The 17860-nt window shown below is 44.5% G+C and carries 19 protein-coding genes and 1 other RNA gene; 13 read left to right on the top strand and 7 right to left on the bottom strand.

The features are described 5' to 3' along the window. Positions 1–3: 3 nt before the first annotated feature. The 3 genes from degS to zapG all read right to left on the bottom strand — a co-directional run bounded on the left by degS (position 4) and on the right by zapG (position 3111). Positions 4–1089 carry an outer membrane-stress sensor serine endopeptidase DegS gene (degS, locus tag OCU48_RS11330; protein WP_141344925.1) on the bottom strand — a complete coding sequence of 362 codons (1086 nt, stop codon included), beginning with the start codon at positions 1087–1089 and terminating at the stop codon, positions 4–6. A gap of 103 nt (positions 1090–1192) precedes the next feature. Then, positions 1193–2563: a Do family serine endopeptidase gene (locus tag OCU48_RS11325; RefSeq protein WP_141344926.1), complete on the bottom strand. Its 1371-nt coding sequence runs from the start codon at positions 2561–2563 to the stop codon at positions 1193–1195. 113 nt (positions 2564–2676) lie between these two features. Further along, positions 2677–3111: a Z-ring associated protein ZapG gene (gene zapG, locus OCU48_RS11320; protein WP_141344927.1), complete on the bottom strand. Its 435-nt coding sequence runs from the start codon at positions 3109–3111 to the stop codon at positions 2677–2679. 118 nt (positions 3112–3229) lie between these two features. Here zapG and zapE point away from each other — a divergent pair, with 118 nt between their 5' ends. The 8 genes from zapE to sspB all read left to right on the top strand — a co-directional run bounded on the left by zapE (position 3230) and on the right by sspB (position 9580). Beyond that, complete coding sequence (gene zapE / locus OCU48_RS11315) at positions 3230–4348, top strand: cell division protein ZapE (protein WP_141344928.1); 1119 nt, start codon at positions 3230–3232, stop codon at positions 4346–4348. Between the two features lie 267 nt (positions 4349–4615). Next, complete coding sequence (gene rplM, locus OCU48_RS11310; protein WP_141344929.1) at positions 4616–5044, top strand: 50S ribosomal protein L13; 429 nt, start codon at positions 4616–4618, stop codon at positions 5042–5044. A gap of 15 nt (positions 5045–5059) precedes the next feature. Beyond that, positions 5060–5452, top strand: a complete 393-nt coding sequence (gene rpsI, locus OCU48_RS11305; protein ID WP_141344930.1) for a 30S ribosomal protein S9 — start codon at positions 5060–5062, stop codon at positions 5450–5452. 330 nt (positions 5453–5782) lie between these two features. Then, the gene (gene petA, locus OCU48_RS11300; RefSeq protein WP_017026826.1) at positions 5783–6373 is read left to right on the top strand and encodes a ubiquinol-cytochrome c reductase iron-sulfur subunit; all 591 of its coding nucleotides are present in this window, start codon (positions 5783–5785) and stop codon (positions 6371–6373) included. Then, positions 6373–7635, top strand: coding sequence for a cytochrome b (locus OCU48_RS11295; protein WP_141344931.1), 1263 nt, complete (start codon positions 6373–6375; stop codon positions 7633–7635). The genes petA and OCU48_RS11295 overlap by 1 nt, the downstream gene beginning before the upstream one ends. Further along, positions 7635–8372, top strand: coding sequence for a cytochrome c1 (locus OCU48_RS11290; RefSeq protein ID WP_141344932.1), 738 nt, complete (start codon positions 7635–7637; stop codon positions 8370–8372). The genes OCU48_RS11295 and OCU48_RS11290 overlap by 1 nt, the downstream gene beginning before the upstream one ends. Before the next feature lie 84 nt (positions 8373–8456). After that, positions 8457–9092: a stringent starvation protein SspA gene (sspA, locus tag OCU48_RS11285; RefSeq protein WP_141270780.1), complete on the top strand. Its 636-nt coding sequence runs from the start codon at positions 8457–8459 to the stop codon at positions 9090–9092. Further along, entirely contained in the window at positions 9092–9580 is a 489-nt protein-coding gene (sspB, locus tag OCU48_RS11280) for a ClpXP protease specificity-enhancing factor (RefSeq protein ID WP_208727110.1), read from the top strand. The genes sspA and sspB overlap by 1 nt, the downstream gene beginning before the upstream one ends. Before the next feature lie 59 nt (positions 9581–9639). On the opposite strand, the gene OCU48_RS11275 is transcribed toward sspB, so the two are convergent. From OCU48_RS11275 to OCU48_RS11260, 4 genes are read right to left on the bottom strand one after another with little or no spacing between them, the layout of a single operon-like run. Further along, complete coding sequence (locus OCU48_RS11275; RefSeq protein WP_141344934.1) at positions 9640–10422, bottom strand: BON domain-containing protein; 783 nt, start codon at positions 10420–10422, stop codon at positions 9640–9642. Between the two features lie 28 nt (positions 10423–10450). Next, positions 10451–11041: a phosphoheptose isomerase gene (locus OCU48_RS11270; protein ID WP_141344935.1), complete on the bottom strand. Its 591-nt coding sequence runs from the start codon at positions 11039–11041 to the stop codon at positions 10451–10453. Between the two features lie 2 nt (positions 11042–11043). Beyond that, positions 11044–11412, bottom strand: coding sequence for a YraN family protein (locus OCU48_RS11265; RefSeq protein ID WP_141344936.1), 369 nt, complete (start codon positions 11410–11412; stop codon positions 11044–11046). Continuing rightward, positions 11396–13222: a penicillin-binding protein activator gene (locus tag OCU48_RS11260; RefSeq protein WP_141344937.1), complete on the bottom strand. Its 1827-nt coding sequence runs from the start codon at positions 13220–13222 to the stop codon at positions 11396–11398. Before OCU48_RS11260 ends, OCU48_RS11265 begins: the two co-directional genes overlap by 17 nt. Before the next feature lie 62 nt (positions 13223–13284). On the opposite strand from OCU48_RS11260, the gene rsmI reads away from it, so the two are divergent. From rsmI to OCU48_RS11235, 5 genes are all read left to right on the top strand, one after another. Further along, on the top strand, positions 13285–14148 hold the full coding sequence (gene rsmI / locus OCU48_RS11255) for a 16S rRNA (cytidine(1402)-2'-O)-methyltransferase (protein ID WP_141344938.1): 864 nt from the start codon (positions 13285–13287) through the stop codon (positions 14146–14148). 64 nt (positions 14149–14212) lie between these two features. Further along, positions 14213–14593: RNase P RNA component class A (gene rnpB, locus OCU48_RS11250), an RNA gene on the top strand. 226 nt (positions 14594–14819) lie between these two features. Then, positions 14820–15770 (top strand): 16S rRNA (cytosine(1402)-N(4))-methyltransferase RsmH, encoded by a 951-nt coding sequence (gene rsmH / locus OCU48_RS11245; protein ID WP_141344939.1) that lies wholly within the window; start codon positions 14820–14822, stop codon positions 15768–15770. Then, positions 15767–16102: a cell division protein FtsL gene (gene ftsL, locus OCU48_RS11240; RefSeq protein WP_141344940.1), complete on the top strand. Its 336-nt coding sequence runs from the start codon at positions 15767–15769 to the stop codon at positions 16100–16102. Before rsmH ends, ftsL begins: the two co-directional genes overlap by 4 nt. Continuing rightward, complete coding sequence (locus tag OCU48_RS11235; RefSeq protein WP_141344941.1) at positions 16102–17859, top strand: penicillin-binding transpeptidase domain-containing protein; 1758 nt, start codon at positions 16102–16104, stop codon at positions 17857–17859. The genes ftsL and OCU48_RS11235 overlap by 1 nt, the downstream gene beginning before the upstream one ends. Position 17860 lies beyond the last annotated feature (1 nt).

Genomic DNA, 17860 nt, shown 5'->3' with positions numbered 1-17860 from the left:
TATTTATTGTTTGCTTTGCGGTGTGAAGTTTCTAGTGTCCTCACCAATTTCAACAGTTAACTCTTTTTGTTTTCCGTCTCTAACCACCACTACTTTTACTTCGGCACCAGGACGTGCATCAGTCACTGCATCCATTACATTTTGTCTATTGTCTGCAACCATATCACCAATTTTCACTATGATGTCTTGTGCTTTAATGCCAGCTTTATCGGCTGGACCTCCGGGTTCAACTCCAAGGACAATAATTCCGCCAGTGAAGTTTCCTGCGAGCAAGCGGTTGGTCATCGAGCTGATATCTTGTCCATCAACGCCAATATAACCACGGATGACCCGGCCATCAGCAATGATTTTATTCATAATCTTCGTAGCGAGTTTTTGCGGTATGGCAAATGAGATCCCGTAGGTTTCAAGATCGGTAGCTTGTTGGAAGGAAGCGGTGTTGATTCCAACGAGTTCGCCTTGAGAATTCACTAGAGCGCCACCTGAGTTGCCTTCATTGATGGCGGCATCGGTTTGAATGAAGGCTTGTCTTCCATCGGTGCTTATAGATGAGCGCCCAGTCGCTGAGATAATACCAAAGGTGGTGGTTTGACCAAGGTTATACGGATTACCTATTGCAAGCACAATATCGCCAACCTTCGCTAAGTAGTCTGAATTTAATGGTATAACAGGAAGGTCTGACATAGAGATTTGCAATACGGCAATATCGGTTCGTCTGTCTTGACCAATCAATTGAGCACTAGCTACTCGACCATCTTGTAAGGCAACGATTACCTGATCGGCACTGGCAACCACATGGTAATTGGTAATGATGTAACCTTTATCGTTGACTATGACGCCAGATCCCAGTCCCTGCGTTTTTAGCTTACTGCGGTTATCTTCTGAGTATTGACGACTATAAATATTGACTACTGCAGGGGCTGCACGTCTCACTGCTTGGTTGAATGAAATTGGACCGGACGCAACTAGCGCTTCATGAGGTTTGCTTGGGGCGGGTATGATTTTACTGCGCAGATCAGGTACCACAGCAATCACTAAGGCGGCGGCAACCAACCCAAGTAAAATAGAGCGCAATAAATATCTCAGCATGTTTCCCTCAAAAGTGCGTTGTATTATAGCAAAGCATAACACTCAATTTTGAGTAAAGAAAAGGGAAGCCGTTGGGCTTCCCTAATTAAGTCAATGGTTTGCTTTATCTAACAACAATAACGATCTTGCGATCACCGCGCTGAACATTAAGTGCGAGTACACCATCTTGCTTTTCTAGGACCTCTCGAAACTCACCGAGATTCGCAACGACTTGGCGATTGACTCCGACAATGATGTCTCCTTGCTCTATTTGATAGGAAGCAGCAGGAGAGCCATCTGCAACCGACGTCACTTTCACCCCTTTGTATCCATCAGAGTCTTTAGTGTTGCTGAGTGCTGCACCGGTCAATCCAGGATGAAGTTGTTCAGCCTTGGTTTGTTGAAGTGGAGATTCGCCAAGAGTGACATTAAACTCTTTTTTGTCACCATCACGAATCACACCAAGTTTTATTTCTTTACCTGCACCTAACGTTGCTACTTTAGCGCGAAGTTCACTAAAGGTATCAACGCGCTTACCGTCAATCGAGACAATGATGTCTCCCGCTTGCAGTCCAGCCTCATCAGCGGCGCTATCTGGCATTACTTGGTTTACAAAGGCACCTCGGCTTGACTCATATCCAAGAGCTTCAGCGAGTTCAGAGGTGATTTCACCGCCTTGTACGCCTAACATACCTCGTTTTACCTCACCAAATTCAATAATTTGGTCAGTAAGGTTACGCATCATATTAGAAGGAATAGCAAAACCAATACCAACATTGCCACCATTTGGCCCTAATATTGCGGTGTTTATACCAATCAACTCGCCATTGAGGTTGACTAGCGCACCGCCAGAATTACCACTATTAATGGCCGCATCGGTTTGAATAAAGTTTTCAAGGTTTTCAAGGTTAAGTCCACTACGACCCAGTGCCGATACAATACCAGACGTCACAGTTTGACCGAGCCCAAATGGGTTGCCAATAGCAACAGTGAAGTCGCCAACACGCAGCTTATCAGAGTCTGCTAGTTTTATTTCGGTGAGGCCTTTCGCTTTTTTCTCTAGCTTAAGTAAGGCCACGTCAGACATCTTGTCGCCACCGACAAGCTCTGCATCGTATTCTCGTCCATCAGTGAGTTGCACTTTGATGGTATCTGCACCATTGATGACGTGGTAGTTGGTGACAATATGGCCTTTATCCGCATCAATAATAACGCCAGAACCTAATCCTCTAAAAGGGCGCTCTTGAACTTGATCAGCTGGGAACTCGTCCCCAAAGAAGAAACGAAAGCTTTCCGGAATGCGTTGTTTGGAAACTTGAGTGCCTTCGACAGCAATGCTGACTACTGCAGGTGAAACGCGCTCTAGCATGGGTGCCAAACTCGGTAATTCGTTTCCTTCAACCTGAACGGGTAAGGCAGCACCGGCATAAAGCGGCGTAATAATAGAGCCCAAGCTTAAAGTTAAAACTGACAAGGCAAGCAAAGGTTTTTTCATCGGTAACTCCTTTATACAGTATGAAGCTTGAGACATAAGGAATCTGAGCAAGTTCCGTTTCTAGATAAAAATCTAGCCCGTGTAAGTAGCTTCGTATTCCTGAATAGACTGAGCTATGTTGCCTTGATTGCTTCAGGAGCTTTCAAAATTTCCTTCTGCTCTTCTTTTAGCATACCTGTTGCACCGTTCGCGTAGTCCTTTGGTGGTTCATCGCTAGAGGTAGTTGTCTCTGAACGACTATCATTGACTTCGATGCGCTCTGCAAAAGGGTTGTCTTGAGCTGGAAGGTTAGGTAGTAGTTCGTTGGATGTGTTCGCCATGTGCTCGTAGAGTTTGCGATATTCCTTACCAATGTTGTCGAGGATTTGAGCCGACGCAGAGAAGTGATCATTTAAATCTTGTCGTTGTTGCTCAAGCTCAAACTTAGAGGTTTCCAGTTCTTTTTGTAACTCTTTCTGTTTTTGATATTGCGGGGTGGTGACGCGAGAGATGATCACACCAATGATGATACCCACGAATAGGCTGACGATCGCATAAATCCAAGGCATAGCATTTCCTTTTGTTAATCTGTTAACAATCTAGTTACCGTGTTCTTACACTGCAACATACCTCATGTTACTATGAGAATCTTATCCAATAAAGAATCTAATGTAGTTCATCTCTAAAATGACACCCTTAGAAAAGTATCAATACGATATCGAACATCACAGTTTTCAATTTGACCCTCAGCAACATAAGGCTGTGCAGGCATTTGAAAATTTGTACGTTCGCCTTCAGCAATATGCTCAAATTCCTGTTCCCGAGCCGAAAAAAGGCTGGCGTCAATGGTTTGCTAAGCCTGAGCCAACTCAACAAGCAGCACCACAAGGACTTTATGTATGGGGTGGAGTCGGTCGCGGCAAAACCTACCTTATGGATAGCTTTTATGAGTTGTATCCAAGCGATAAGAAAATGCGTATGCACTTTCATCGCTTTATGTATCGAGTTCATGATGAATTGAAGCAGTTGCAACAACAATCTGATCCATTAGAGATTGTGGCTGATAAGTTCAAGAGTGAAGCAGATATTATCTGCTTTGATGAGTTTTTTGTCTCTGATATCACAGATGCCATGCTGCTCGGCACCTTATTTCAGGCATTATTTGCGCGAAACATTACTTTAGTGGCGACCTCTAACATTCCACCACACCTGCTTTATAGGAACGGTCTGCAACGGGCTCGTTTTTTGCCAGCAATCGAATTGATCGAAAAGAACTGTCAGGTCTTTGAGTTAAACAGTGACAATGACTTTCGGATGCGTACATTGGAGCAGGCTGAGCTCTATCATTATCCGTTAGATCTGAAGGCTCAGCATAACCTCGATGCTTATTTTGAAACCTTAAGTGCAATAAAAGTAGAAAGTGGGGAGTCTGAAACAACCATAGAAGTGAATCACAGGCAATTAGAAGTGCTCAATGCATACAATGGTGTGCTTATGGCAAGTTTTGCTCAGTTGTGTCAAACCGCTCGCAGTCAAAATGACTACATTGAGTTGTCGAAGGAGTACCATACGGTATTGCTCTCCGATGTACCTAAGCTGGATGCAGATAATGATGATGCAGCGAGGCGTTTTATAGCTCTAGTGGATGAGTTTTATGAAAGGCGAGTTTGCCTAATCATTGCAGCCGCTGTGCCATTGACCGAGTTATATGCAGGTGAACGACTTGGGTTTGAATTTCAGCGCTGTGAATCGCGACTCACTGAGATGCAGAGTAATGACTATTTAGCAGAGGAGCATCTTGCTTAGTTAAGCTCGGTAATTAAAGAGTAAGAGCAATACTAATGCTTTATGCTTGGCCTCTATATGCTAAGAAACGTTCAAAAAACTCTCAAATAGGATTGCGTTTTTAGTGGGCTTCGGTATAATCCGGCGACCCACCGTTACTGCAGGTGATTTTCTTTATAGAAACTTACCAAAGAGTGCCACCACTCGAAGGGGTGATGACTGGGCTCTTAGACAGTGGGAGCAATTGCTCCTTTTAGTTTAAATTCAAATTAACGGGTTATTATTAGCATGAAAACTTTCGTTGCTAAACCAGAAACAGTAAAACGTGACTGGTATGTTGTAGACGCTGAAGGCAAAACTCTTGGTCGTCTTGCAAGTGAAATCGCTTCTCGCCTACGCGGCAAGCATAAAGCTGAATACACTCCTCACTGTGACACTGGTGATTACATCATCGTTGTTAACGCTGAGAAAGTTGCTGTAACAGGTAACAAGGCTAAAGGTAAAGTGTATTACCGTCACACTGAATTCCCAGGTGGTCTTAAATCTATCACTTTTGAAAAGTTGATCGATAAGAAACCAGAAATGGTTATCGAACTAGCTGTTAAAGGTATGTTACCACGTGGTCCTCTAGGCCGCGCAATGTACCGTAAGCTAAAAGTATACGCTGGCGCTGAGCACAACCATGCTGCTCAACAACCACAAGTACTAGACATCTAATCGGGGAATTTGGAAATGGCAGAGAATCAATACTACGGCACTGGTCGCCGCAAGAGCTCAGCTGCTCGTGTTTTCATCAAACCGGGTGCTGGTAACATCGTAATCAACAAGCGTAGCCTTGATGTTTACTTTGGTCGTGAAACTTCTCGTATGGTTGTTCGTCAACCACTTGAGCTAGTTGAAATGTTAGACAAGCTAGACCTATACATCACTGTTTCTGGCGGTGGTATTTCTGGTCAAGCTGGCGCTATCCGCCACGGCATCACTCGCGCTCTTATGGAGTTCGATGAAACTCTACGCCCTGCTCTACGCGCAGCTGGATACGTTACACGTGACGCACGTCAAGTTGAACGTAAGAAAGTTGGTCTACGTAAAGCACGTCGTAAACCACAGTTCTCAAAGCGTTAATCTTTCTTTTCAGAAAGAGCAATGCTCCAGCCTTTTTGGTTGGGATTGTGTCAAAAAAGCTCGGTTTTATACCGGGCTTTTTGTTTTTTTATCTCTTCAAAAACTCCTTTCTACTTAGTATCTTCCGTAGTGAATGTTTCACTTTCACCTCTTTTGTGACCTATGCTCTGATTTGCTTCAGATATGTTGTAAAAAAGTAGCTTTATCTTGTCTTAAAGTAGCGTTTTCTTTATCATTTCCCTCATAAAAATAGAATCAAAGTTTGAATTTTTAAGCCGTGCTCTGTTGAAGGAGTAATTCTATCCAAAGGAGCAAATGGGAGAATGTTGGATGAGCAATGCGCCACTAAATAATGGACGTCGCAAGTTTCTAACCGCCACTACAGCAGTGGTTGGGGGATTAGGAGCAGCAGCTGTCGCTGTACCTTTTATCAAATCTTGGAATCCAAGTGCTAGAGCTAAATCAGCTGGCGCTCCAGTTGAATTCGATATTAGTAAGCTAGAAGAGGGGCAGATGGCCCGTGTAATCTGGCGTGGTCAACCTGTTTGGGTTGTAAAACGTGGGCAAGGTACTCTGGATGAGCTTGGGCAACTAGCTGACCAACTGCGAGACCCAGATTCAGTTGAGGAACAACAACCGTCTTACGCACAAAATCCTTATCGTTCCTTAAAGCCTGAAATCTTTATTGCAGTAGGCCTATGTACTCACTTAGGTTGTTCTCCAACGTATCTGCCGAACAGTTTTGGTGAGCAAGTTAGCGGAGTGAAGTCGGGATTCTTCTGCCCATGTCATGGCTCAAAATTTGATATGGCTGGACGCGTATTTCAGGGTGTTCCTGCACCTTACAACCTAGCCGTACCGCCACATATGTATCTGGATGATAACCTAATTTTAATCGGCGAAGACCAAGGAGAGGCGTAATGGAGGCTTTACTCGGCTGGATTGAAAAACGCATCCCGGCTATGAATACCTACCGTAAGCACATGTCGGAGTATCCACAGCCAAAGAACTCAAATTTTTGGTATATCTTTGGTGCGCTAGCAATGCTGGTTTTGGTCAACCAAATCGTTACTGGCATTTGGCTAACTATGAACTATGTACCGTCAGCAGAAGGGGCATTTGCTTCTGTTGAATACATCATGCGTGATGTGGAGTACGGTTGGCTTCTTCGTTATATGCACTCTACCGGCGCATCGTTCTTCTTTATTGTTGTTTATCTGCATATGTACCGCGGCCTCATCTACGGTTCATACCAAAAACCACGTGAACTCGTGTGGTTATTTGGTATGTTGTTGTTTGTGGTTCTGATGGCTGAGGCCTTCATGGGTTACATGCTACCTTGGGGACAAATGTCTTATTGGGGTGCACAGGTAATTATCGGCTTGTTTGGTGCTATCCCTGTTATTGGTGATGACCTAACACTATGGATTCGTGGCGATTACGTTATCTCAGGTGCTACTCTGAACCGTTTCTTCGCCCTGCACGTTATCGCTCTACCAATCGTACTCTTGCTACTTGTTGCTTTGCATATTTTGGCTCTGCATGAAGTCGGCTCTAATAACCCTGATGGTATTGATACTAAGCTACCAAAAGGCACTATGGGTGATGACTACGAGCCAGAATTCAAGTTCCATGAAGACTACAGCAAGAAATACGACATTATCGATTCAATGCCGTTCCATCCATACGGGACTGTAAAAGATCTGTTTTATGTTGGTATATTCTTATTGTTCTTTAGCTACGTGTTGTTTTATGCGCCAGCGATGGGAGGCTTCTTCCTTGAGCCGCCTAACTTTGAAGTTGCTAACCCACTGAAAACGCCTGAGCATATCGCGCCGGTTTGGTACTTCTCTCCGAACTATGCCATCTTGCGTGCGATTCCTGACAAGCTGATTGGCTTTATCTTCTTTGGTGGCTCTATTGTCGTGTTGTTCTTACTGCCATGGATTGACCGTTGTAATGTGCGTTCTTTCCGTTACAGAAGTAAGATCCACTTGATCAACTTGATTCAGTTTACGATTTCATTCATTGGTCTAGGTGTGCTGGGTACGCTTCCTGCTACTGAGTTGTACACGAACCTATCTCGTTTGTTCAGTCTGGGTTACTTCATGTTCTTTGTAGTGCTGTTTATCTACAGTAAGAACGAAAAGACTAAGACACTACCGACAAGGATCACCAAATAATGAAAAAGTTATTCGTATTGTTATTTGCGCTAGTGCCTGCTCTTGGATTCGCTGCCGGCGGTAACTTCGCTCTGGATAAAGCAAACAATGATATTCGTGACAAAGCGTCTTTGCAGCGTGGTGCACAGACGTTTATGAACTACTGCTTTGCTTGTCACTCTACTCAATACCAACGTTATGAGCGTGTTGCTACCGATCTAGATATTCCATTGGATCTGATGCGTGAAAATCTAATGTTTGATTCAGAGGCTGCGGTCGGTGAATTGATGGTTAACAATATGCCAGCAGAGGATGCGGCTAGATGGTTTGGTGTTGCACCACCTGATCTAACGCTAACGGCTCGAGTACGCGGTGTAGATTGGCTGTACACTTACTTGCGTTCTTTCTATGAAGATCCAAGCCGTCCATTTGGTGTGAACAACGTGATCTTCCCTAGTGTGGGTATGCCTCATGTACTGCAAGAGCTTCAAGGTGTGCCTCAACCTGTTGTTGAAACGCACATGGTTGGCGGTCAAGAGCAGCAAGTGGTTGTTGGTGTTAAAGCTGACGGTACGGGTGAGCTAAGTCAAAGTGAATATGATGATGCAGTACGCGACCTTGTGAACTTCCTAGAATATGCGGGTGACCCAGTTCAGGTAGAGCGTGAAAGCATGGGTATTTGGGTACTGTTATTTCTAGTGATTTTCACTGGTGTTGGCTATCTTCTATATAAAGAGTATTGGCGTGACATTCACTGATTGTGATATCATATCGTGCTGATTTCTGTAATGGAGGCGTGTTGCCTCCATTCTTCTATTTAAAATTACTATACCGGAGGGCTCATGGCTGTAGCTGCCAATAAACGTTCTGTGATGACTCTATTCTCAAGTGCTACTGATATGGCTAGCCATCAGGTACGTATCGTTTTGGCTGAGAAAGGCGTAGCCGTCGAAGTTGAGCTAGTTGACGAGGCGAACCTACCTGCTGAACTTGCAGAATTGAACCCATACAAATCTGTTCCAACTCTCGTTGATCGTGAACTGACACTGTACGATTCAAAGATCATTATGGAATACCTAGACGAGCGTTTCCCGCATCCGCCGCTAATGCCTGTATACCCAGTAGATCGTGGTAAGAACCGTCTAATGATGTACCGCATTCAGCGTAACTGGTACAGCGTTGCAGAGAAGATCATCTCTACAACAGGTGAAGAGCAAGAGAAAGCACGTCAAAAACTACGCAATGACCTACTAATGCTTGGTCCACTATTTGCGGAAAGCGAGTACTTCATGAGTGAAGACTTTAGCTTGATTGATTGTTACCTTGCACCACTACTTTGGCGCTTGCCAACGTTCGGTATCGAGCTTACAGGTCCTGGTTCAAAAGAGCTTAAGATTTACATGAACCGTGTATTTGAGCGTGATTCATTCCTAGCTTCTTTGACTGAAGCTGAACGTGAGATGCGTCTAGTTCGTTAATGGATATTTCTGCAATGACCCCTCGTCGACCATATCTGCTTCGTGCATTTTATGATTGGTTGGCGGAGAATGAACTGACTCCTCATTTAGTAGTTGATGCTACTATGCCAGGAGTACGCGTGCCGGAAGAGTATGTACAAGATGGACAAATCATCTTGAATGTTGCTCCTCGTGCTGTAGGCAACCTTGAGATTGGCAATGAAGCATTAACGTTTCATGCTCGTTTCGGTGGTCGTCCTCACTCAGTTATCGTTCCTATTTACGCTGTGCAGGCTATCTATGCTCGCGAAAATGGCGCAGGAACAATGTTTGAGCCTGAAGAGGCTTATGATGATAACTTAGAGATGGAAGAAGAGAATCATCTAGCTCCAGCAGAAGCTTTAACCGCGGTTGAAGATGTTGTTGAAGCTGAAGAAGATACCTCTCCAGACCCTGATGACGAACCGCCAAGACCTAAAGGTCGCCCTAGTCTTCGCGTGGTGAAATAACACCAAAGAAAATGAAAAGAGGAGCCCTTGGGCTCCTCTTTTATTTGTTAAGTTCAGCGCTAATTTTCAATAGACTCTTCAACGATATCTCCTGAATGATCAACAACCACATCACCTTCCATGATATCACTCTCATCGGTTAGGCTGTCTGCTAGCGGCGACTGTTCAAGTGCTACATCTTCTACGCTTGCCTCAACGACAGGAGCTTCTGCTACAGGTGCTTTAGCATCGCTGGTTGGTGCTGGGGCTGTTTTAGCTTCTATGGTTGCAAGGTCTGCAATTTCAAATCCACGAATAACTAGTTTTACACCACTGACGTTGCGAGCGGTATTGGTTGCTACATCGGCACTTTCAGGTGTGACGTAACCAAAAAGGAAAACCTCACTGTTCTCGGTGACTACTTTAATCGATACGCCTTTTAGTTCATTTTCTCTAACTAGAGCAGATTTAACCTTAGCAGTGATCCAGCTATCACGGCTCATCTGAGAAACATTAACAATCGGCTGTATTCGTAGTTGATTGTAAACTTTTTTCACGCCAGCGATCTTTTTAACATGCTCTTCGACTTGCGCGCTGAGTTCTTCTGTCGGTGCTTGACCAATTAAGACGACTTTGCCTCTAAAGGAGCTAGCGGCTACTCGCACCTTACCAGAGAATGGCGGCTTATTACCTAAGGCGGCTGCTTCAAACTCTATATTATTGTCACTCCAGATCTCTCGTGTCGAGCGATCATCGGTCACGATATCGGACGAATCGTTAACAAACATACCGGCGCAGCCAGAGAGCAGAAGACACGATAGTACTATCGTGACATATAAGGAGAGTTTACGAGTGTACAACATGGATCTAAATCCTCACTAGTAGCAAATTTTATTCAACGTGTTCTGGGAATAGTACCTGATCAATAAGGTCACATAAGCAGTGTAAAGTCAGCATATGAACTTCATGGATACGTGCTGTGCGATTGGATGGGATTCGAATTTCCACATCATGTTCGCCTAAAAGACCTGCCATCTCACCTCCATCCTTGCCCGTTAGAGCAATGATGGTCATGTCTCTTGTTACCGCAGCTTCCATCGCTTTGGTGATGTTTTTACTATTCCCGCTAGTTGAGATAGCCAGTAAAATATCACCTTGCTGGCCAATCGCTCTAACTTGCTTCGAAAATACTTCTTGGTAGTGATAATCGTTAGCGACCGCTGTTAATGTGGCTATATCTGAGGTTAGCGTCATTGCTGGTAGGCTAGGGCGTTCAGTCTCAAAACGGTTTAACAGGCAAGAAACGAATTGTTGCGAGTTTGCGCTTGAACCGCCATTACCACAGCAAAGAATCTTTTTGCCATTTAATAGCGTGCTTACCATTGCCTGAGCGGCATGGGTAATGGCATCAGGCAACTCTTCAGCGGCTGCGATTTGAATCTGTATACTCTCGGTAAAACTGGCTTTTATGCTATCGTGCATTTCTATCCTTCGACAATTGCGTTTTTTATCCATTCGATTTGGCTAGGCTCACAGCTCAAAGCCACAACATCGAATCGAAAATAGGTGTGATCAGGGGAGAGGTTGTTCTTACTCAACCACAACAAAGCGGTTTTCTTGAGTTTTGATTGCTTAGATCTGGTCACCGCTTCTGCTCCACTACCATAGTGATGCTGTTTTCGGTATTTCACCTCAACAAAAACAATCTCTCGTTGATCGCGCATTATGAGGTCAATTTCACCACATTTTGCGCGAAAGTTCTTTTCTAAAAATACGAGGCCTTGCGTGGCGAGATATCGCTGTGCTTTGGCCTCATATTTGTGCCCTATGGCAAGTCTACTTAGAAGACTCATACTCTGCCCAGCTAAGCTGGCGCTGCACTACACATTGCTCATCGATACTGAGCACCCCAGTTTGCCCTTGGAGTGAATGCCCAGGACTTACTTTCATGTTTGGCAAAGCATTGATGAGGCTGTAAGCGTCCATACCCAGCGCACGTAAGCGTTTTTGTTGATTGCTGGATTTCTCCCAGACGCTTTGCATCTGGTTGTCTAACTCTTCATTTGGCTCCACTAACATTGGGATATCACTGTAGATAACACCAGACAAATCTTGAGATGCACGCTTCACACCTGTATTGCTACGAGAGTTTGCGTATAGCTTAGGTGGTGTTGCTTCAGGATTGATTGCGACATTAATAAACGGCTTAATAAGGTTAAGTTCAGAGTCGCCTGCAATGATGTATACGGCATCAATATCCCTGCGAGAACGTTGTTCCGACTCCATTTCCATACCTATTAGCTTGTCCATCTGCGCGATGCGCTTTTGGCTATCTTGCAGCCCAAAAACAGTATTTATAGCAAACTGCAGTTGGTTTTTAGATCGGAAATATGAGACTGCACTCTTGGTTTCGCTGTTTTTGTTCCACTCGTCATTGAACGCATCAGCCATACGCTGACCATAGCTTCCTCGTGGGGCAATGATCAATGGATATTTAGCGCCAGTGTCCGCAAGGTGTCTTGCCGCTTCAGCAGCTTCTTGCTCTGGAGAGAGTGTTACATAGCAGAAGTCTGAGCCTTCCAAAATCTCTTTCGGGAAGTTAAGAGCAAGCATAGGAATTGGATTGTCGCTGTCTTGTTGAATATCTTGCAGTTCTTCAATTGTGTTACGCATTAAAGGACCCACGACAAAGTCGACATTCTGTTGTTCAAGTTGTTGTTGAATCTGAGCAGTGTCGTTTTTGTTGCTATCAATAACAACGTACTCTGCCTCTGGAAGTCGAGCTTCATCACTCATCATAGCAAAAACAAAGCCATCTCTGATAACTTCAGCTTGCTTGGCAAACTTGCCACTAAGAGGTAGAACTAGCGCAGTCTTGTTTGGTTGGACGATCTCTAAAGCAAGAATGTCTTTTATTTCCTGCGGTGTATAGAGCGCTGCAGGATGACTAAAGTTCTCGTCAATCCATGCTTGCAGTGATTTTTGCAGCTTAGGAAGATTATGGCTGTATGATTGATTGTCGATAGCCAATTCTTGCCATCCCTTCAACTCATGCTCATTTTCAGCAATTTGCATTGCTTTAAGTTCGTCGACGGTTACGCTGTTCATTAATGCCCAGATTTGGTCAACGTTCTCTTGTTGTTGCTCTTCCGATAGAAAGTCAGCGCGAAGTACTTGCTCTCTTGCCGCATCTAGCGGCTGGTATAGATCTTGATAGATCTCAGAGCGTAGCTCGTAGTAACGTTGCCATTGTGTACGTTCTAATCGCCATTCATTACGGAAATTAAGTTGCTTCAAGGCATCAGTTGGCTGTTCTTCATTGAGAAGCAGTTGAGCTCTAGCCAATTGCCATTCAGCTTGTTGCGTCTCGGACATATTTTGTTGTGCCAGACGCTGGATAATGCGATTAGCCAGATTTGCGTTATCTTCTTCAACCGCGGCTTTCAAAGATAAGATCAACCAATCAATTTGTTCGGAACCGTCAGAGGAATCTGCCTTGATCAGGTAATATTCTGAAGTTTGAGTGGGTTGATTGAGAATATTGGATTGTTGCGCAGCTTCTGGATCAGAAGAGGGACTTGAACAAGCCGCAAGAAGTACAGACAATGCAATGGGAGTAAGAATGCGTGATACACTGTATCCAGATCGATTTTTTTGCGCCATGAGTTCTTTAATAATTGTGGATTAATTACCTCTATATTAATCCCTCAAGTGACGGTAAACAAATGACAGATAACAATTCTTTTGATTCTTCGACAGCGACCCTCTATATCGTCCCTACTCCAATAGGGAATTTAGGCGATATTACGCAGCGTGCTATCGAGGTTTTGAACGGTGTAGACCTGATTGCAGCGGAAGATACGCGTCACACGGGACGACTGCTTTCACACTTAAATGTGGGAACACGCACCTTTGCCTTGCATGACCACAATGAGCAACAAAAAGCTCAAGTTCTAGTGGGAAAACTCCAAGAAGGTCAATCAATTGCATTAGTTTCTGATGCTGGAACCCCTCTAATCAGCGACCCTGGTTATCATTTGGTTAATCAGTGTCGTCAAGCTGGAGTTCGTGTGGTTCCCTTACCTGGGGCTTGCGCGGTAATTACTGCTCTAAGCGCGGCAGGCTTACCGTCGGATCGTTTTAGCTTTGAAGGTTTCTTACCTCCAAAGAGTAAAGGAAGAAAAGATCGCTTTCTTGAGTTATCTAAGGTCGAACGTACCTGTATTTTCTATGAATCGCCACACCGAATCATGGATTCTCTAGCTGACATGTTGCAGGTGTTAGGGCCAGATCGCCAAGTAGTGTTGGCGCGCGAGCTCACTAAAACGTTTGAAACAATTCAAGGTATGCCTTTAGGTGAGCTGATTCCATGGCTTGAAGAAGATGCCAATCGTATTCGAGGCGAGATGGTATTGCTGGTTCACGGTTATCGTGAAGAAAGCAGTGATGAATTGCCAGAGGAAGCGCGTCGGACTCTAACGATTTTGACCAAAGAATTGCCTTTGAAGAAAGCGGCTGCTTTAACTGCAGAGATCTATAGCCTTAAAAAGAACGCACTTTATAAGTGGGGACTTGAGCACATAGAGTAGCAGATAGATGGTTAAGCCCTTATTTGATTAGACATCTGTGATCTTTGTCAGTACAATCCGCTCCGGAGCTAACCAGATAGTCGCTGCTTCGTTGATGTCCTTAGGGAGACTGACGGAGGGGAGGAAAGTCCGGGCTTCATAGAGCAGGGTGCCAGGTAACGCCTGGGGGGCGCAAGCCCACGACAAGTGCAGCAGAGAGAAGACCGCCGATGACCTTCGGGTACAGGTAAGGGTGAAAGGGTGCGGTAAGAGCGCACCGTGCGGCTGGCAACAGTTCGTAGCAAGGTAAACTCCACCCGAAGCAAGACCAAATAGGCTCTCACATTGCGTTGCTCGCGTAAGGGAGCGGGTAGGTTGCTTGAGCCAGTGAGCGATTGCTGGCCTAGACGAATGGCTATCACCGCGCAAGCGGATACAGAACCCGGCTTATAGGTAAGCTCCACCTATTAAAAAAGCCCCGCCTTGGCGGGGCTTTTTGCTATCTAAAATCGACTAAATTGGCCTTTAGCTCAGTTTCTAGAGGTCTTTCTTTTCGAATGGAAAACATCAAAGATGCAACCCCTTGCACTGTTTAAGTAATTATTTAGTGATTTTACTCACTAACGCTGACTAAACCAGACTATTTCAGTACACTAAGCTAATAGTTATCTAATTTAAATCGAGCTTTTGTAATGAGCGAATCCTTTAAACACGTCTCCGTTTTACTCGACGAATCTGTTGATGGTCTAAACATCAAACCAGATGGTACTTATATCGATGGGACTTTTGGCCGTGGTGGTCACAGCCGAGTTATTTTGTCTAAACTTGGCGAGAATGGTCGACTGTTTAGTATCGACAGAGATCCGCAAGCCATTGCTGAAGCCGCGAAGATTGATGACCCTAGATTTACGATCATTCATGGTCCATTTTCTGGTATGGAAGGCTACGCACAAGAGCGAGATCTTGTTGGTAGCGTTGATGGTGTGCTGCTTGATCTCGGTGTTTCTTCTCCTCAGTTGGATGATGCAGAGCGCGGTTTCAGCTTTATGAAAGATGGTCCGCTCGATATGCGTATGGACCCAACGTCAGGGATCCCGGTATCGCAGTGGTTACAAGATGCCGATGTTGAAGATATTACTTGGGTGATTCGTGAGTTTGGTGAAGATAAGCATGCATGGCGAATTGCTAAGGCTATCGTTGCATATCGTGAAAATGAAGAGAACGAACCTCTTCTTCGTACCGGTCAATTAGCAAAGCTTATCTCAGATGCGGCTCCAAAAAGCTTTAAAGAGAAAAAGCACCCTGCGACTCGTTCATTTCAAGCATTTCGTATCTACATCAATAGTGAGTTAGATGAGATTGCCACAGCACTTAATGGTGCAAAGAACATTCTAGCTCCAGAGGGACGTTTGTCTGTGATTAGCTTTCACTCATTGGAAGATAGAATGGTGAAGCAGTTCATACGTAAGGAAAGTCGCGGTCCGCAAGTACCTCATGGCATCCCTATGACTGAAGAGCAGATTCGAGCGCTTGGCAGTGCTGCAATGAAAACGGTCAGTAAGGCAATTAAGCCATCAGTTTCAGAATTAGATATCAATATTAGAGCAAGAAGCTCAGTGTTAAGGATTGCCGAAAAACTATGAATGAATCAGGGAAGTTGATTCAAACTGAAGTGCCATTATTAGGGAAAATTATTATTCGCGACCTGTTTACAGTAGGTCGTGTACCACTTTTTTTGTTGATTATTCTCTTTTTTAGCGCAATAACCGTAGTGCTTACCACGCATATGACGCGACAAGCTATTTCACAAAAAGATGTCGCATTAGAAGAGCGTGAGCAACTGGATGATGAGTGGCGCAATCTTATTCTTGAAGAGAATGCTCTTTCCGAACACAGCCGTGTTCAGAAAATGGCAACCTCAGAACTCGAAATGAAGCGACCAGACTCTGATAAGGAAGTCATAGTTAAACTGTAATGAAACCGACTAAAAAGAAACCCGTCAAGATAGCCAAAAAACGCACTCCAAAAAAGGTAGAAGTAAGCAAAGTCGTTCCTGGTGACACCAGCATTATTAAGTGGCGTTATCAGACCGTACTAGCCTTTATCTTACTGCTGCTTGGTGCATTACTCGCTAGAGTTGCGTATATCCAAGTTATTGAACCTGATACATTAATTGAGCGTGGTGATATGCGTTCGGTTAGAGTCAAAGCTATGCCTTCTGCACGTGGGATCATTTCAGATCGCAATGGCGAACAGATAGCAGTTAGTGTCCCTGTAGAAGCAGTTTATGCCGATCCTCGAAATATCTTTACTAAGGGTGATGCCTTGCAAGACGTGGCACGCTGGCATGCTCTTGCTGACGTGCTGCAGCTTGATAGAGATGCTTTAATCGAGCGAATAGAGAAAAACAAGAACCGTCGTTTTATCTATCTGCAACGTCAAGTCAGCCCTGCAATGGCGAAATACATTAGAGAATTGAAGCTAAAAGGCATTGGTCTGCGAGACGAATCTCGCCGCTACTATCCCACAGGGGAAATTAGTGCTCATGTTGTTGGGGTTACAGGAATTGATAGCCATGGCTTAGAGGGGGTAGAGCGAAGCTATGACGAATATTTATCTGGTCAAGCCGGCTCGCGTAAGGTTCGTAAAGATCGCGACGGTAGAGTAGTAGAAAATATTTCTATGACGGAGAGTAAGCAGGGTAATCCATTGCAACTCACCATAGATCAACGCTTGCAAGCTATAGCCTATCGCGCAATTAAACAAGCTGTCGCGGATCATAGAGCAACCTCTGGCAGTGTGGTGCTATTAGATGTAAAAACAGGTGGAATACTGGCTATGGTCAACTCTCCATCTTATAACCCTAACACTCGTGATCAATTACAGTCTTTTCGTATGCGAAACCGAGCCATTACAGATTCTTTAGAACCAGGATCTTCTGTAAAACCATTTGTTGTATTAGCAGCATTAGATAATGGTACCGCAGATCTTGATACAGTAATTGATACTGGCAATGGAATTATGCGTATTGGTGGAAGTCGAGTTCGAGACAGCTCGAAGGTTGGTAAAGCTGGCCTGAAAACGATCTTGCAGAAGTCGAGTAATATTGGTGTTGCGACATTGGCTTTAGGTATGCCTTTAGATTCTTTGTTGGGTATGTATCAATCGGTTGGCTTTGGTTCTACTTCTGGAATTAATCTGGTGGGTGAGACAACAGGTTTGTTTCCTAACCGACGCCGCTGGTCACAATTTGAAATTGCGACTCTCTCATTTGGCTACGGCTTATCAGTAACTCCACTGCAGTTGGCGCATGCGTATGCGACATTAGGCAGTTATGGTAGCTTCAAACCTTTACACATTATTAAAGATACTAAAAATCTAGATGCTAAACAGGTTGCTAACCCAGAGAATGCCCGTGAAGTGCTTGAGATGCTTGAATCCGTTACTCAAAAAGGAGGCACTGCAACTCGAGCAGCAGTACCTGGTTATCGTGTTGGCGCTAAAACGGGAACATCTCGCAAAGCTAAGGCAGGTGGGTACAGTGATGAGTATGTGACGATTACTGCGGGCGTAGCACCGATCAGTAATCCTCGAGTCGCTTTAGTTGTGGTGGTGAATGAACCACAAGGTGATGATTATTACGGTGGCTCAGTAGCTGCCCCTGTTTTTTCCGAAGTTTTGAAGGGAGCACTGCAGATTTTGAATGTGCCGCCCGATGCTAATAAAAGTTAAG

The sequence above is a fragment of the Vibrio inusitatus genome, from assembly GCA_024346935.1.
Lineage (GTDB): Bacteria > Pseudomonadota > Gammaproteobacteria > Enterobacterales > Vibrionaceae > Vibrio > Vibrio inusitatus.
Note: the sequence above shows the minus strand (reverse complement) of the source record. Positions and strands in the feature narration are given on the sequence as shown.

Coding starts and splice junctions, on each gene's coding strand:
- degS (WP_141344925.1), bottom strand. CDS start 1,089: ATGCTGAGATATTTATTGCGCTCTATTTTACTTGGGTTGGTTGCCGCC.
- OCU48_RS11325 (WP_141344926.1), bottom strand. CDS start 2,563: ATGAAAAAACCTTTGCTTGCCTTGTCAGTTTTAACTTTAAGCTTGGGC.
- zapG (WP_141344927.1), bottom strand. CDS start 3,111: ATGCCTTGGATTTATGCGATCGTCAGCCTATTCGTGGGTATCATCATT.
- zapE (WP_141344928.1), top strand. CDS start 3,230: ATGACACCCTTAGAAAAGTATCAATACGATATCGAACATCACAGTTTT.
- rplM (WP_141344929.1), top strand. CDS start 4,616: ATGAAAACTTTCGTTGCTAAACCAGAAACAGTAAAACGTGACTGGTAT.
- rpsI (WP_141344930.1), top strand. CDS start 5,060: ATGGCAGAGAATCAATACTACGGCACTGGTCGCCGCAAGAGCTCAGCT.
- petA (WP_017026826.1), top strand. CDS start 5,783: ATGAGCAATGCGCCACTAAATAATGGACGTCGCAAGTTTCTAACCGCC.
- OCU48_RS11295 (WP_141344931.1), top strand. CDS start 6,373: ATGGAGGCTTTACTCGGCTGGATTGAAAAACGCATCCCGGCTATGAAT.
- OCU48_RS11290 (WP_141344932.1), top strand. CDS start 7,635: ATGAAAAAGTTATTCGTATTGTTATTTGCGCTAGTGCCTGCTCTTGGA.
- sspA (WP_141270780.1), top strand. CDS start 8,457: ATGGCTGTAGCTGCCAATAAACGTTCTGTGATGACTCTATTCTCAAGT.
- sspB (WP_208727110.1), top strand. CDS start 9,092: ATGGATATTTCTGCAATGACCCCTCGTCGACCATATCTGCTTCGTGCA.
- OCU48_RS11275 (WP_141344934.1), bottom strand. CDS start 10,422: ATGTTGTACACTCGTAAACTCTCCTTATATGTCACGATAGTACTATCG.
- OCU48_RS11270 (WP_141344935.1), bottom strand. CDS start 11,041: ATGCACGATAGCATAAAAGCCAGTTTTACCGAGAGTATACAGATTCAA.
- OCU48_RS11265 (WP_141344936.1), bottom strand. CDS start 11,412: ATGAGTCTTCTAAGTAGACTTGCCATAGGGCACAAATATGAGGCCAAA.
- OCU48_RS11260 (WP_141344937.1), bottom strand. CDS start 13,222: ATGGCGCAAAAAAATCGATCTGGATACAGTGTATCACGCATTCTTACT.
- rsmI (WP_141344938.1), top strand. CDS start 13,285: ATGACAGATAACAATTCTTTTGATTCTTCGACAGCGACCCTCTATATC.
- rsmH (WP_141344939.1), top strand. CDS start 14,820: ATGAGCGAATCCTTTAAACACGTCTCCGTTTTACTCGACGAATCTGTT.
- ftsL (WP_141344940.1), top strand. CDS start 15,767: ATGAATGAATCAGGGAAGTTGATTCAAACTGAAGTGCCATTATTAGGG.
- OCU48_RS11235 (WP_141344941.1), top strand. CDS start 16,102: ATGAAACCGACTAAAAAGAAACCCGTCAAGATAGCCAAAAAACGCACT.